This is a genomic window from Gracilibacillus caseinilyticus (genome assembly GCF_022919115.1).
GTDB lineage: Bacteria > Bacillota > Bacilli > Bacillales > Amphibacillaceae > Gracilibacillus > Gracilibacillus caseinilyticus.
This window is the reverse complement of sequence record NZ_CP095072.1, coordinates 1,951,633-1,966,819: the sequence shown is the minus strand read 5'-3', so window position 1 is coordinate 1,966,819 and position 15,187 is coordinate 1,951,633. Positions and strand designations below refer to the sequence as shown.

Sequence of the window (15,187 nt, the reverse complement as noted above, 5' to 3'; positions counted from 1 at the left end):
ACCTGATGCTAAAGCAATAGCCACCGTTTGCGGAGTGGAAAGTCAGCACAATTAGCAGAAATACCTCTTGTATAAATCAACATCAATAAATCCCACCTACTGATGCAGGTGGGATTTATTTTTACTTATGTTCTTTTTAATCAAACAAAAAATGTTTATCAAAGTGGTGGATTGACGTGGCATTTACGACATACCGGATAGTAGGAATCGTTTCCTCCAATATGAATTTGTTCACCCTTATAGACCGGCTTGCCTCTTTCATCTACACGCAAATTCATGATAGCTTTTCTTGCACAAAACCAACATATCGTTTTCATTTCTTCAATTTTATCGGCATACAGCAAAAAATATTTACTTCCTTCAAACAATTCGTTTTGGAAGTCATTTTTAAGCCCAAAACCCATAACAGGAATATCAAGATCATCAACGATCTTTGTTAACTGTAAAACATGTTCTTTGTTTAAGAATTGTGCCTCGTCCACAAGTACGCAATATGGGCTTTGCTTATAAAATTTAACAACGTCGTATATATTTGTTTCTTCATATATTGGAAGTGCTTTTCTTTTAAGGCCAATCCTGCTTGAAACGTAACCAATCTCATTTCTGTTATCAATTCCCGAAGTGAAGATTAAAACTGGCTTATCCTGTTCTTCGTAGTTATGGGCTACCTTTAATATTTCAATTGATTTCCCACTATTCATTGCTCCATATTTAAAATATAATTGTGCCACAATATTCTCTCCTTAACCTTCACTTTCCTTTTTTATCCGTCTAACAGATAAATTCTTCATACTTTATTTCTGCTTTTCTGTTAAATGTCTTCTGATTTTCCGAAGAACATGTCCTCACAAATTAATTCTATTCATCCCTCATGTTTTATAATGTGGATCGTTAATTGCCTATTCCAGCAATTTTGTTCTATGAGTAAAATATAAAGACGTTTCTCCTTTTGTATTTATGTCAAATCGTCTGGATAAACGCAACAGGAGAACCGCCCCTGTTTCATGTACATGTTAGGGAAAAGCCCAACCGGTCCTAACTGACATAAATAATATACAACTACCTATAATATGGATTATGTAAACTAGCTGCTTTAAGCTATGTGGTAATTTTGATATAGAGTATGTGTAAGGACACCGCTCCGTCCAACCACTCCGCGTCCTGCGGGGCACGGAGTGGTTGGCCTACGCTCTAATATTGGTTCTACAACGGACGCAAGAGGTAGCATTCACCGATTTCATCATTCACTGTAACAATGTTTAAAATCCTTACTTTTAGCTGTTACAAACGCAGTAGCACTTCCCTAAAGCGCAGGAAATATGTGGAGACTCCTCATGCGTCAGCGCGAACTGAAGATCCACTTTGTCTGTACCTGTGTCTACAAGTATCGCTTTGAAGCGGGCTTCCTCGGCACAAGGCAGCACAGATGCTTGTTCAAGTAGTAGCTTAGCTGAAGCCTTGCCCACAGGACGCGGAGCCTATTTCAGGAGCTTTGCTAAGCAGTTAAAATCTATCAAAATTACCACTATGTCAGACAGTTCCACTTTACATAATCCATATGATAAGAATCATCTAAGAATCTTACTTGTACTTGTTCGTATCAAGAACTTCTCCGCATATGCCACGTTTTTGGCAACATCGGAGTCGTCATTATCTATATATTAATAGTCAAAATCAATCTGTTTCCTAATCAATTTCGGAAATAAAAAACAGGCAAATAGTTGATGCATTTGCCTGTTTCGAAGGATTAATATCCTATTATATCTCCGTACAATGAAAAAATACCAATTAGCTAAGGTTGTATTTTTTCTTGAATCGGTCAACACGACCACCGACTTTGTCAGCTTTTTGCTTACCAGTATAGAACGGGTGAGAAGCTGAGCTGATCTCTACACGGATTAATGGGTATGTGTTGCCATCTTCCCATTCGATTGTTTCATCAGATGATGTTGTAGATCCGCCTAGAAATTTGTAGTCAGAACTTGTATCAAGAAAAACTACTTTTTGGTATTCTGGATGAATATCTTTTTTCATGTCTGTCCACTCCTTTTGCCCTGAATCCTTAAGAAACAGAGTGAGATTATGCGATGCACGCACTTTTGTCATACAGAAAGATTATAACAATCTCACCTATTGATTGCAAGCTTATTTTAATAAAAATCAATAGCTGGTATCAATTGTCATCTTTCCTTAATTATTTGTCGGTTTCTTGGTCCCTTTTCGCTTCATTTCTTCTTCTAATACGGAAAGAAATTCTTCATTGTTTTTCGTTGAACGTAATTTACGCAAGAATCGCTCTAAGAAATCCGGTGAATCCTGCATGCTTTTGCGAATTGCCCACATTTTTTCTAAATGCTGCTTGGACACGAGTAATTCTTCTTTACGTGTGCTGGAACGAAGAATATCGATCGCAGGGAAGATCCGACGCTGTGCAAGATTACGGTCAAGGTGCAGCTCCATATTTCCGGTCCCTTTAAATTCTTCGTAAATCACATCGTCCATACGCGAGCCTGTCTCTACAAGCGCTGTCGCTAAAATAGTAAAGCTTCCGCCATCTTCAATATTACGAGCAGCACCGAAGAATCGTTTCGGACGGTGGAAAGCTGCAGGGTCAATACCACCGGATAACGTTCTTCCGCTTGGTGGAATTACCAGGTTATACGCTCGCGCAAGACGTGTAATACTATCCATTAAGACAACGACGTCTTTTTTGTGTTCTACTAAACGCATCGCACGTTCTAATACTAATTCCGCAACTTTAATGTGATTTTCCGGCACTTCATCAAACGTCGAGCTAACTACATCGACATTCTCGTCAACAGAACGCTCAATGTCCGTTACTTCCTCGGGACGCTCGTCCACTAGCAGGATAATCAGCTTCGTGTTTGGATGGTTTCTGGTAATACTGTTGGCAATTTGTTTTAACAGCATTGTTTTCCCTGCTTTTGGCGGTGCCACGATCAGTCCACGCTGTCCATAACCAACAGGGGTTAATAAATCCATGATTCGAGTCGAAATCAACTTCGTGTCTGTTTCGAGGTTCATTAAACGATCTGGATATAATGGGGTTAAGGCTGGAAAGTGTACACGTTCTTTTGCCGCTTCGGGATCTTCACCATTTACCGCATCAACGTGCAAGAGTCCATAATAACGCTCATTTTCTTTTGGAGGACGTACTTTACCGGAGACTTTATCACCGTTACGTAAATCAAAACGGCGAATTTGTGATGCAGAGATATAAATATCTTCCGCACTTGGCGAATAGTTAATCGGACGAAGGAAACCAAACCCTTCCGTCGGGATGATTTCTAAAATACCATCCATAAACAAGTAGCCGCTTTTCTCTGCTTGCGCTTTTAATATAGAAAAGATTAATTCACGCTTTGTTAATTTAGCATAATAAGATACTTTATATTCTTTGGCTTGCGCATAAAGCTCTTTTAATGTCATTGATTCTAATTCAGAAATTGTTACTTCACTCACAAAATCACCACACCTATTTTTTATGTTGTTCCATCTTTCTGTAATTCGAGATTAACCGTTCACAACTTGATAAACACGGGGAATAGCATCAATTCTATGAATTGACTAATATTCAATGATTAATAAAATTGTTTCATTTGTTTTTAAAAAATGTAATCAGTTTAGGAAACTCAATTGGAGCACTGAGATCACTTAAAATCCCAAGAAGAGTATGAGATGGAAGCAAGTTATATTTTCACTTTTTATTTGATACTTGGAAGAACTCCATTATACGGATAAATCGAGATCTTGTATTCCTTTTATATAGTACATGGTTAGGACAAGATATTCAACTAATTTTTGCAGAAAATCATATTTTTTATGTTCTTGTAATGAAAAAAATCGATTTTTGGGTACATGTATGGGGAAAAAATTCCTCAATGTTACTATTTTTTTACGTATGGATGGATGCACGATGGCTAATAAGTTATTTTGCAGCATTTCCTTTACAGCACAAGAGAAAAGCCGAACATTAGGTGAATATGTTCGGCTTTTGACTGCTGGCATTGTTTTGTGCCAGCTCTTTTATTTATGAATTTTGGAATTGCTGAACTTCTTTTTCTGTCATTTCCTCACGCCATACTTTGGCTCCGAGATTTTCTAATTTCTCGGTGATGTTGGCGTAACCGCGGTCTATGTGATCTAAACCGGTAATTTCTGTTATGCCGTTCGCCATCAGGCCAGCTACAATCAATGACGCACCCGCGCGCAAGTCACTCGCTTTTACTTTGGCGCCTTCTAGCGGTGTTGGTCCTTGAATGATCGCGGAACTGCCTTCTACTTTAATTTGCGCATTCATCCTTCGCAATTCATCAATATGCTTAAATCTAGCCTGGTAAATCGTATCAGTGACAACGCCCGTACCTTCTGCTTTTGTCATTAGTGAGGTAAATGGCTGCTGTAAATCCGTTGGAAAGCCGGGATGAACTAACGTCTTAATGTCCACACACTTAAGCTTATCACTTCGATGAATTAAAAGTTGTTCTTCTCCTTCTTCAATCTTAACGCCCATCTCACGCAATTTTGCCAGCAATGGTTCAAGGTGCTGCGGGATCACGTTATCAATCATCACTTTCTCGCCTTGTGCTGCCGCCATGATCGTATAGGTACCTGCTTCAATCCGGTCAGGAATAATGGTGTGCATGCAACCAGTTAATTGCTCGACGCCGTCGATTCTGATCACATCAGTACCCGCACCTTTAATTCTTGCACCCATGCTTGTCAATAATGTTGCTACATCAATAATTTCCGGCTCTCTAGCTGCATTTTCGATAACCGTTCTACCTTTTGCCTTCACAGCTGCCAGCATAATATTAATGGTCGCACCAACGCTGACCACGTCAAGATAAATGCGGGCACCAGTCAATTCTTTGGCACGCAAATAAATAGCACCTTGTTCATTGGTCACTGTGGCACCAAGTGCTTCGAAACCTTTAATATGCTGATCAATCGGTCTTGGGCCCAGGTAACAGCCTCCAGGTAAACCAATAACTGCTTCTTTAAATCTGCCTAGCATCGCACCCATGAAATAATAAGAAGCTCTTAATTTCTTCACCCGTCCATTCGGTAATGGCATGGCCGTCATCTCAGCCGGATCAATATGAACAGTTTGTCCTTTTCGTCCAACGGTTCCTCCGATTTCTTCTAATAAACAACTTAATGTTTCTACATCTGAAATATCTGGTAAACCTTCAATAATTACTTTCGAATCTGCCAAAATCGATGCTGGTAACAACGCCACCGCACTATTCTTCGCCCCGCTGATCCGAACTTTTCCATTTAACAAATGGCCGCCCTCTATTAGCAACTTTTGCATGGTATCTATTCCCTCACTTTCAAGGATTCCTGTCGTCATTTTACCCACTTAACATGTATAATTATAGCTTGTGCAACACTTGCCAAATTTATGTAATAAAAAACACATTAATCTTATTATATCTTATTTGCAGAGGTTTTCAAACAGTTGATTCCATGACTATTTAGTGAAAAAAAGTATGAGATAGTAATAGGGGGCTTGGTGCATTCGTTTACAGCAGAATTAGCTGTATTGGTGGAGGAACTGTTAGCAGGTTTGCGGATGAGGGGGTTATCGCATTACGGTTAGTATTTCGATTTTGATAGAGTCGGACGGTCTTATCATTCTTCGGCTAATCGGATTGATTCTTATGGACAGACTTTTTCATTCTCTCGAGTTTTTTGTCCATAAGCATCCATACAAAAAGCCACTCCGAAAGAGTGGCTTTACATTTGTACTTATGCTTTATTAGAAGAACCGAATTCGCGCATTTTAGAAATAACTGTTTCTTTGATTGCGTCGCGTCCAGGTCCTAAATATTTACGTGGGTCAATCATTTCTGGGTTAGCTTCTAACACTTCACGAACCACTTTAGTTTGTTGGATTTGGTTTTCTGTATTTACATTGATTTTAGAAGTTCCGTAAGAAATGGCTTTTTGAATATCTTTTACCGGGATACCAGTTCCACCGTGAAGTACTAATGGAATACCAGCAATTGTGTTGATTTCTTCCATTTCTTTGAATCCTAAGTTTGGTTCACCTTGATAAGGACCGTGTACAGAACCTAGTGCAGGTGCAAGACAGTCAATACCAGTACGTTGAACTAGCTCTTTACATTCATCTGCATCTGCATACATGATTCCACCTTGTACGCCATCTTCATTACCACCAACTGTACCAAGCTCTGCTTCTACAGAAACTCCGTGGAAATGTGCTAGTTCTACTACTTTAGAAGTAACAGCGATGTTTTCTTCGAATGGGTCGTGTGAAGCGTCAATCATAACAGAAGTGAAACCTGCATGGATTGCTTTCGCACAAGATTCGAAGCTTGAACCATGATCTAAGTGGATAGCTACAGGAACTGTTGTGCCTTGTGCTTCCATTGTAGCTTTAACCATTGCTACTACAACGTTGAAACCACCCATGTATTTCCCAGCACCTTCAGATACACCCAAGATTACTGGAGATTTTTCTTCTTCTGCTGCTTGAAGAATAGCTTGTACATATTCTAGGTTGTTAAGGTTGAATTGCCCAACCGCGTAACGATTCTTATTAGCAGTCTCTAACATTTCTTTCATTGAAACTAATGGCATAATTGCTCCTCCTTTAAGGTATGTATCACAATTGTTAAAAACAATCGTTCATACATCGATAGATTGCACCCATAAATAGAATACCAATTCCGACAAAAAGGTGCAACATCGCAATCCATAGTAAACGCTTACCTCGTTAATTTTTTATTAATTTATTTAGATTACACAAAAATGGAAGTTTATTCACTTAGCATTGTATTAACTAATTGACGAATATCATTCAATTGAAACGGCTTCCCAATCGTTTCCTTGACGGATTGGAGGTTTTCCACATCTGCTTTGGCTTTTTCCGGCAGACCACTCATGATAATCGTTGGAATGATGATCCCGCCTTCCTCTAATTGTTTCACTAATTTTGATCCATCAATAATCGGCAGTTTGTAGTCTAGCATCATTAAATCAGGCTTACTTTCTTTAACTTTGTCTAATGCTTCTTTTCCGTTTAATGCTAACTCAACCTGATAGCCCTCTTGCTGTATAACCTCTTCTAATAAAAGGCGTATTCCAATTTGATCATCTACTACTAACACTGTTTTATTCATATTTTGCCAGCTCCTTTATTACGTTTTATCTCTATATAAATAATATGAATCACTGGTTTATGGAAAATGATACAGCATATTATAAGCCCTTTTACTTAATAGTTCGATATGAAGTGAGAAAATCCTGCAAAATTCGTAGTAAATACATAATTTATTTACAAAAAATAGATGTTTGGAATAAAAATTGGGAAAAACGCTTGAACAAACTCTCTTGATAATACAGATTATATAAAATTGAATTGTATAACAAAGTGGTAAATTTAATATGTTTTATTTGCTTAGCATATATGCTTCTCGTCCTGTGGGATCTGTCTCAACTAGACTACTACTTGAACATGCTTCTTCGCTGCCTTGTGTCGAGGCAGCAGAGAAATAATTTGGTGTAGTAGCCTAGCATCAGCCGTGCCTCACAGGACGCGAAGTGATTGGCCGGAGCGATATCGCCGCACATGAAACGTTTCAAAATGAGCTTAACGCTATGAGCAGCCTTATCCCACGCAAATAAAGAAAAACAGGAGAATGCTCTCCTGTCTTTCAAATTATTTATTCACAGTTGCGTTGATGAAGCCATGGAACAGTTGTTGTGGTCTTGTTGGTCTTGATTTGAATTCCGGGTGGAACTGGGATGCGACGAACCAAGGGTGGTCGTTCAGTTCAATGGTTTCAACCAGTTTTTCGTCTGGGCTTGTCCCGGAGAAAATGAAACCACGCTCTTCCATTTGGTCACGGTATTGATTATTAAATTCAAAACGGTGACGGTGACGCTCATAGACAACATCTTCGTTATCATATGCTGCTTTTGTTTTGGTGCCATCCTTTAATCGGCAAGGATACAATCCTAGACGTAATGTTCCACCTAGGTCAGAAATATCTTTTTGTTCTGGTAAAAGGTCGATAATTGGATATGGTGTATTTGGATCAATCTCTGCTGAGTTAGCACCTTCTAATCCTAAGACGTGACGGGCGAATTCAACGGTTGCTAACTGCATACCAAGGCAAATACCGAGGAATGGCAGCTTGTTTTCACGGGCATAACGAATGGCTTCAATTTTCCCTTCGATACCACGATCACCGAATCCTCCTGGTACTAATAAACCATCAACATCCGCTAATTCTGCAGCAACATTCTCTACGGCTATTTCTTCTGCATTAATCCATTTCACATCCACATCTGCATCATGGGCAAACCCGGCATGCTTTAATGCTTCAACAACCGAAATATATGCATCCGGTAACTCGACATACTTCCCTACAAGGCCGATTGTAACTTTTTTCGATAAGTTCAGTACGCGGTCGACAAGCTGCTCCCACTCTGTCATATCAGCTGTTTGACAATCCAGACCAAAGTGATCACACGTTAATTGATCCAATTTTTGTTCCTGCATCGCTAACGGCACATGGTAAAGTGTATCCGCATCGCCAGATTCCACTACTGCTTTTTCATTAATATCACAGAATAAAGCAATTTTTTCTTTCATTTCCTGGCTGATTTTGTGCTCGGTACGTAACACAATCACATCAGGCTGAATACCTAAAGAGCGTAATTCTTTTACACTGTGCTGTGTTGGCTTTGTTTTTAATTCGCCGGCAGCTTTAATGTATGGTACCAGTGTACAATGGATGTACATTACATTCTCTTTACCGATATTGCTTTTGATTTGGCGAATGGCTTCGATAAATGGTAATGACTCGATGTCCCCTACCGTACCGCCAATTTCGGTAATGACGATATCGGCATTGGTCTGTTTACCTGCTTGAAATACTTTGTCTTTAATTTCATTGGTAATGTGCGGGATAACCTGGACTGTTCCACCTAGATAATCGCCACGACGTTCTTTCTTGATGACAGTAGAATAAATTTTACCTGTTGTAATATTGCTGTATTTATTTAAATTAATGTCAATGAATCGCTCATAGTGACCAAGGTCAAGGTCTGTCTCCGCGCCATCGTCTGTTACAAACACTTCACCGTGCTGATACGGGCTCATCGTACCAGGATCGACATTGATGTAGGGGTCAAATTTCTGGATGGTTACTTTCAAGCCTCTGTTTTTTAACAGGCGTCCTAATGATGCTGCTGTGATTCCTTTACCAATGGATGATACTACTCCACCAGTTACAAAGATATATTTCGTCACACTGTATCCCTCTTTCTTTTAAATGTTCTATTTGTTGCTTAGTATGAATCATTTCTTTCATACTAACTATTGTTAAATAAAGTCGTTCATGGTAATAAAAAATAAAAAGCGCTCCCCTTAAGCAGGGGAACGCTGTACATTCCATTAAATTATAGAGCCCAATAAAAATTTTACTCAGAAGCTTATCGAAAGTCAAGCATCTATTAGAACTATTTTTTATTTACTGCTCTCTTCTTCGTCGTCTTCCTCATCATCATCAAAATCTTCATCGATATCATCGTCCAGATCTTCATCATCATCAAAATCGAAGTCATCGTCATCAGCTGAAAGATCTTCCACGGCATCCAGGTCTTCATCATCGAAGCCTACGATATCATTATCCTTTGTTTGGTCAATGGATTCATCCAAATCCTCTGTTTCATCCAATTCTTCCACTGGTGCTTTCTTCTTCTTCTTCTTGGCTGCCTTTTTCTTTTTCTTCTTCTTCGGAACTGGTGTAATATCTTCGTCAATTTCTTCGACTGGATACCATCTCTTTAAGCCCCAAAGGTTCGAGCCCTTAGTCATAAAACGTCCATCTATATTTAAATCCGTATAAAATTGTGAGATTGACATATCCATCTGTGCTTCTGTTAATCCTTTGATCTTCGCCACACGGTCAAAAACCTCACGGAAATTCAATGCTTTATTTTCTTCTTCTAATATCAATGTTGCAATATCAATCATTGCCAATTCTTCTGCACGTTCTTTTGTTAAGTCCTTTAAACTCACGTTTCTAGCACCCCTTTATCAAATCTATATGTAAAGCCACTGACTGACTAGTTAAGTTCTACCATCATATTATATGGCTTTGTTAATTGAATTGCAACAATATAACAGGCAACTATTTGTTAATAAATCCGACTAATTTTGTCACTTTATCTTCTGTTAAGTCTCCAGAATTATCAAAAATCTCGATGTGATCCTCTGGAATGTCCCAATTAATCGTTGGCACAAAGTCCACTCTTGTTTCGTAATCACCCCAATTGTCCAGCTTCCAGGAATCACGAACCGTACCACGTTCTTCAATTCGCTTGCGTTGCTGTTCAATGTCTGCCAAGGTTACGACAACAACTTTCACATCGATATCTTCCTTCGATTTACCACTTGCTGCAATGACATCTTCCAACCATTTCTTATTCTTAAGTTCTGCTGTAAATGGAGAAATCATAAAAACATTTTGTCCAACACGTAAATTTTCAATACATATATCTTTTGTTGTATCGTATTCTAAATCACGAAGATTTTCTTTATAAAAAGAGGAATCACGATCATTCGGGTCTAAATCATTCATTTCCAAAAATCGTTCCACAAAGCGTCCGCCTACTGTATCACGATCAAGAAAAGCACACGGGATCTGCTCTGTGGCTTTCTCTGCTACAGTTGTTTTTCCTGTTCCTGCTACACCAACGAAAAATACTAATTTCTGCACGTTTACACCTCATTTAATATTATCTATTCCTTTTATATGTTAACGTATTATTTTAAAAAACGCATCCATTAAGTTACTCATGTTTTCTCGGTAATTAGGGCAAAGTAAAGAGAAGGTATCCTGATGAAATGGGGAATAACAATGTTCTGGATTATTCTGATTGCAATTATGCTCTTATTGATGTGGGTTGATTTTCTTGTAGGAAATTATCTCGTTTCTATTCATAACAAAAGCCAGCATATCCGCTCTCGAGCAGATAAGGTAGATGTATACACGACAGGTGATACATTATTCGAGGCGATGCTTGTGGATATCGAAAATGCCCGCCATTCGATCGATATTCAATTTTTTATTATCCGTAATGACCGGATCAGTAATCAATTGTATTCGCTGCTTGCAGGTAAGCAAGCAGAAGGGATACGAGTACGCTTTATGGCGGATTGGGCAGGAAGTATTGCTTTTCGTTCGAAATGGCTCGCAAACAAATTCCCATTTCTTAAAACGAATAAGCCACGTATTCCTTTTTTCTATCATATCCAGCAGCGGAATCATCGGAAGCTGATGATTATCGATGAACAGGTTAGTTACATCGGGGGGTTTAACCTTGGCGATGATTACCTTGGAAAGAATATCGAATTAGGCAATTGGCGGGATTATCATTTACGGTTGGAGGGCGATATTTCAAAGATTTTCCAACAATGTTTTGCCATCGATTGGGGAGAGAAAATCGATCAGAAAATAGCGCATGATGGTGATCTGCAAATTCTGTCAACAGAAGGAAATGTCCTGGAAAAAGAAATTGTTCGTTTTATTAAAGAAAGCAGCGAATCGATTGAAATTGGCTCGCCTTATTTTATTCCGACGAAAAGGATGGCACAGGCCCTCCATCATGCGCTGAAGCGTGGCGTGAAGATAACGATTCTTTTTCCTGATAAGGCAGATCATATATTGACAAAGGCGGCTGCACTTCCCTATCTGGATAAAATGCAGCGCGCTGGCGCATCCATCTATCTGTATACGAATGGATTCTTTCACGGAAAAGTGTTATTTTTTGATGAAAAGATGTGTGATTTCGGCACAGCTAATTTTGATCGCAGAAGTGTACAGGTGAACCAGGAGATCAACATTATCGCATCAAACAAACACCCGATCTACGATAAAATGCGGACAGCCTTTGACGTCGACGTCGGATCCAGCAAGAAAATGAGCGAGCACTGGATCAAACACCAGCCGATGTATTTAAAGCTGCTGGCCTTGGTGGTTGTACCAATACGGAAGTTGCTGTAGCAGGATTCTTTTGAGATTTCGCATGTAGTGCTATTTTCAGAAAAGCGGCCTAACATATAACTACCTATAACACAAATTATGTTAAATAAAACAAATGGTAATTATGCGTAAAAATATGCTCGGTGTCCTGTTGGGCACGGCTTCAACTAGGCTTCTACTTTGAAGTACTTCTTTGCTGCATTGTGCCGAGGAAGCATACTACGAAGCGACGATTCTAGCAGACGCTGGTACAGTGTACAGATTAAGTGGATCTTCAGCTCGCGCTGATTCCACGGAAATCTCCGCATTTTTCCTACACTTAAGGAAGTGTTACAACGTATGGAACAGTAAAAAGCAGTGGTGCGTTATTCATTAAATGGCTAATGAGGGATGCGCTATGGTAGAGTACCTATAGTTATCCTAGCACAGGCCAACTACTTAGACTCTTGGTCACTGAAAAGTCCATAAGATTTCACAGTAAGGAAATTAAATCCAAAATTTCATAAAAAATAACATATAAATGGTGGGTCAGACCTACTTATTGGAATTTTTAGCTATCTAAGTGGAGAACAACAATTTCCATACTATATTTTTTAGTGACCAACGTAGATTCCCGCGGGACGTGCAAGTGCTGAAGATCTACTTTGTCTGTTTCTGTGTCTACAGGTATCGCTTCGAAGTGAGCTTCCTCGGTGCAAGACAGTAAAGAAGTAGCTAAAAGTAGTAGCCTAGCTTCAACTGTGCTCCGCAGAATGTGGTTGGCTGAAGCACTTTAAATTTTTCAAAATTAAGTGTTTCTTTCCTTTAAACCTATGTCAACTTAGGCGTTTGCCTTCCCTTTGAACATACTCCTTCTTCATTTGTTTGTACTCAATTGAGATCCGCTTCCGTTTGAACTTACTCCTTCTTCATGCGTTTGCGCTCAATTGAGATCCTTTTCCGTTTGAACTTACTCCTTCTTCATGCGTTTGCGCTCAATTGAGATCCGCTTCCGTTTGAACTTACTCCTTCTTCATGCGTTTTGCTCAATCGTAATCCGCTTTCGCTTGAACCTGCTCCTTCTCCATGCGTTTGCGCTCAATTGAGATCCGCTTCCGTTTGAACTTACTCCTTCTTCATGCGTTTTGCTCAATTTGAGATCCACTTTCGTTTGAACTTGCTTCTTCTTCATGCGTTTGTACTCAATTGAAATCCACTTTCGTTTGAACTTACTCCTTCTTCATGCGTTTGTACTCAATTGAGATCCGCTTTCGCTTGAACCTGCTCCTTCTTCATGCGTTTGCGCTCAATTGAGATCCGCTTTCGCTTGAACTTACTCCTTCTTCATGCGTTTGCGCTCAATTGAGATCCTTTTTCGTTTGAACTTGCTTCTTCTTCATGTGTTTGTGCTCAACTGAGAAATCACTCAGTATTTCTTGAACATAAGAAAAAGCTGCGAATGACCCCGCAGCTTTTATTATTTACATGCTTTCTGGTGCATGTACACCGATTAAGTTCATTCCGTTTGATAGCGTGATACGGACTGCTTCCATTAATGCCAGCTTTGATTTGGTTGCTTCTACGTCGTCTTCGTTGATAACTTTTTCTGCATTGTAGAAGCTGTGCAGGTTAGCGGCTAAGTCGAAGATATATTGGGTAATGCGGTGTGGCGTGCGGTTTTCAGCCGCATCCGCAACGACTTGGGTGAATTCGCCCAATTTCTTCATTAAGTCTTCCGCTTTTTCCGATTGAAGCAGACTGCTGTCATAGCCAGCAAAGTCAATCCCTTTATCCTGCGCCTGTTTCAGCATCGTACAAATACGCGCATGGGCGTATTGAACATAGTAAACCGGGTTGTCATTCGATTGTGATTTCGCCAGATCCATATCGAAATCAAGATGAGAATCAGCAGAACGCATAACGAAGAAATAACGCATCGCATCAATGCCTACTTCCTCCATCAATTCACGCAGCGTGACAGCCTTCCCTGTACGCTTACTCATTTTTACCTTTTCCCCATTCTCAAACAGGTTCACCATCTGGATGATTTCCACTTCTAATGTATCTGCATCATAGCCCAATGCCTGAATTGCAGCACGCATACGCGGAATATAGCCGTGGTGGTCCGCTCCCCAAATATTAATTAATTTGTCAAAGCCGCGATCCAGTTTGTTTTTATGATAAGCAATATCAGGTGATAAATAGGTGTAGGAACCGTCCTGTTTTACTAATACACGATCTTTATCATCCTCAAAATCCGTCGTGCGGAACCATGTTGCACCGTCTTGTTCGTAAATAAAGCCTTTTTCTTTTAAAAGTTCAATGGCAGGCACAATTTTTTCTTCTTCATATAACGAAGTCTCCGAGAACCAATTGTCAAAATTCACACGGAACTGTCCTAAATCTTTTGCCAATTTATCTAGTTCGAACTTCAGACCGTAAGAACGGTAAAAAGCAAATTGGTCTTGCTCAGATTTATCTAAAATCGATTCACCGTATTCTTTTGCAAGGGTCTCACCAATACCAATAATGTCTGCACCATGATAGCCATCCTCCGGCATTGGAAAGTCCTTACCTAGCGCTTGCATGTAACGTGCCTGAACCGATAAAGCAAGATTGTTGATCTGATTTCCAGCATCATTAATATAATATTCACGCTGTACTTCATAACCAGCTTTATTTAGTACATTACACAATGCATCACCAACAGAGGCACCACGAGCATGCCCTAAGTGAAGGTCACCAGTAGGATTCGCCGATACAAACTCTACCTGAATGCGTTCGCCCTTCCCTGTATTTGAAGCACCGTACGTTTCCTGCTGATCCAAAATCGCAGGAATCAGTTTTGTCAAATAGCTGTTGTCGATAAAAAAGTTAATGAATCCCGGTCCGGCGATGTCCACACTTTTAATTGCTGCTTTGGAATGATCTAATTGTCCGACAATATCATCCGCAATCTGGCGTGGTGCTTTCTTCGCCACTTTCGCTAATTGCATCGCAATATTGGTTGCGTAATCTCCGTGCGATTTGTCTTTTGGCTGCTCTAATATGACATCCGGAATTTCTGCTTCTGATGCTAATTCCGCGGCTAAGACTGCACGTTTTATTTCTGCTTTTAAATTTTCCTGCATTTCCTGCATCACGTTCATGCGATAACCTCC

11 protein-coding genes are annotated in these 15,187 nt (G+C 39.7%); 1 reads left to right on the top strand and 10 read right to left on the bottom strand.

Features of this window, described 5'->3' with window-relative positions:
* Positions 1-158: 158 nt before the first annotated feature.
* From MUN88_RS09345 to MUN88_RS09305, 9 genes are all read right to left on the bottom strand, one after another.
* Entirely contained in the window at positions 159-731 is a 573-nt protein-coding gene (locus MUN88_RS09345) for a thymidine kinase (RefSeq protein WP_244723633.1), read from the bottom strand.
* A 1,057-nt stretch (positions 732-1,788) separates the two neighbouring features.
* Complete coding sequence (locus MUN88_RS09340; RefSeq protein WP_244723631.1) at positions 1,789-2,034, bottom strand: type B 50S ribosomal protein L31; 246 nt, start codon at positions 2,032-2,034, stop codon at positions 1,789-1,791.
* 156 nt (positions 2,035-2,190) lie between these two features.
* On the bottom strand, positions 2,191-3,483 hold the full coding sequence (gene rho / locus MUN88_RS09335; RefSeq protein WP_244723629.1) for a transcription termination factor Rho: 1,293 nt from the start codon (positions 3,481-3,483) through the stop codon (positions 2,191-2,193).
* Positions 3,484-4,051: 568 nt separating this feature from the next.
* Positions 4,052-5,338 (bottom strand): UDP-N-acetylglucosamine 1-carboxyvinyltransferase, encoded by a 1,287-nt coding sequence (gene murA, locus MUN88_RS09330; RefSeq protein WP_244724433.1) that lies wholly within the window; start codon positions 5,336-5,338, stop codon positions 4,052-4,054.
* 437 nt (positions 5,339-5,775) lie between these two features.
* Positions 5,776-6,630: a class II fructose-1,6-bisphosphate aldolase gene (fba, locus tag MUN88_RS09325; RefSeq protein WP_244723627.1), complete on the bottom strand. Its 855-nt coding sequence runs from the start codon at positions 6,628-6,630 to the stop codon at positions 5,776-5,778.
* 179 nt (positions 6,631-6,809) lie between these two features.
* Positions 6,810-7,172: a response regulator gene (locus tag MUN88_RS09320; protein WP_244723625.1), complete on the bottom strand. Its 363-nt coding sequence runs from the start codon at positions 7,170-7,172 to the stop codon at positions 6,810-6,812.
* A 539-nt stretch (positions 7,173-7,711) separates the two neighbouring features.
* A complete protein-coding gene (pyrG, locus tag MUN88_RS09315; RefSeq protein ID WP_244723623.1) occupies positions 7,712-9,310 on the bottom strand; it encodes a CTP synthase in 1,599 nt (532 codons plus the stop codon).
* 216 nt (positions 9,311-9,526) lie between these two features.
* Positions 9,527-10,081 carry a DNA-directed RNA polymerase subunit delta gene (gene rpoE / locus MUN88_RS09310; protein ID WP_244723621.1) on the bottom strand — a complete coding sequence of 185 codons (555 nt, stop codon included), beginning with the start codon at positions 10,079-10,081 and terminating at the stop codon, positions 9,527-9,529.
* A 112-nt stretch (positions 10,082-10,193) separates the two neighbouring features.
* The gene (locus tag MUN88_RS09305) at positions 10,194-10,781 is read right to left on the bottom strand and encodes a P-loop nucleotide/nucleoside kinase family protein (RefSeq protein ID WP_244723618.1); all 588 of its coding nucleotides are present in this window, start codon (positions 10,779-10,781) and stop codon (positions 10,194-10,196) included.
* Between the two features lie 123 nt (positions 10,782-10,904).
* Between MUN88_RS09305 and MUN88_RS09300 the strand changes: the two genes are divergently transcribed.
* Positions 10,905-12,068, top strand: coding sequence for a phospholipase D-like domain-containing protein (locus MUN88_RS09300; RefSeq protein ID WP_244723615.1), 1,164 nt, complete (start codon positions 10,905-10,907; stop codon positions 12,066-12,068).
* A gap of 1,439 nt (positions 12,069-13,507) precedes the next feature.
* Here the strand turns inward: MUN88_RS09300 and argS are convergent.
* The gene (argS, locus tag MUN88_RS09295) at positions 13,508-15,175 is read right to left on the bottom strand and encodes an arginine--tRNA ligase (RefSeq protein ID WP_244723612.1); all 1,668 of its coding nucleotides are present in this window, start codon (positions 15,173-15,175) and stop codon (positions 13,508-13,510) included.
* Between the last annotated feature and the right edge of the window lie 12 nt (positions 15,176-15,187).

Coding starts and splice junctions, on each gene's coding strand:
- murA (WP_244724433.1), bottom strand. CDS start 5,338: ATGCAAAAGTTGCTAATAGAGGGCGGCCATTTGTTAAATGGAAAAGTT.
- MUN88_RS09300 (WP_244723615.1), top strand. CDS start 10,905: ATGAAATGGGGAATAACAATGTTCTGGATTATTCTGATTGCAATTATG.
- MUN88_RS09320 (WP_244723625.1), bottom strand. CDS start 7,172: ATGAATAAAACAGTGTTAGTAGTAGATGATCAAATTGGAATACGCCTT.
- argS (WP_244723612.1), bottom strand. CDS start 15,175: ATGAACGTGATGCAGGAAATGCAGGAAAATTTAAAAGCAGAAATAAAA.
- fba (WP_244723627.1), bottom strand. CDS start 6,630: ATGCCATTAGTTTCAATGAAAGAAATGTTAGAGACTGCTAATAAGAAT.
- MUN88_RS09340 (WP_244723631.1), bottom strand. CDS start 2,034: ATGAAAAAAGATATTCATCCAGAATACCAAAAAGTAGTTTTTCTTGAT.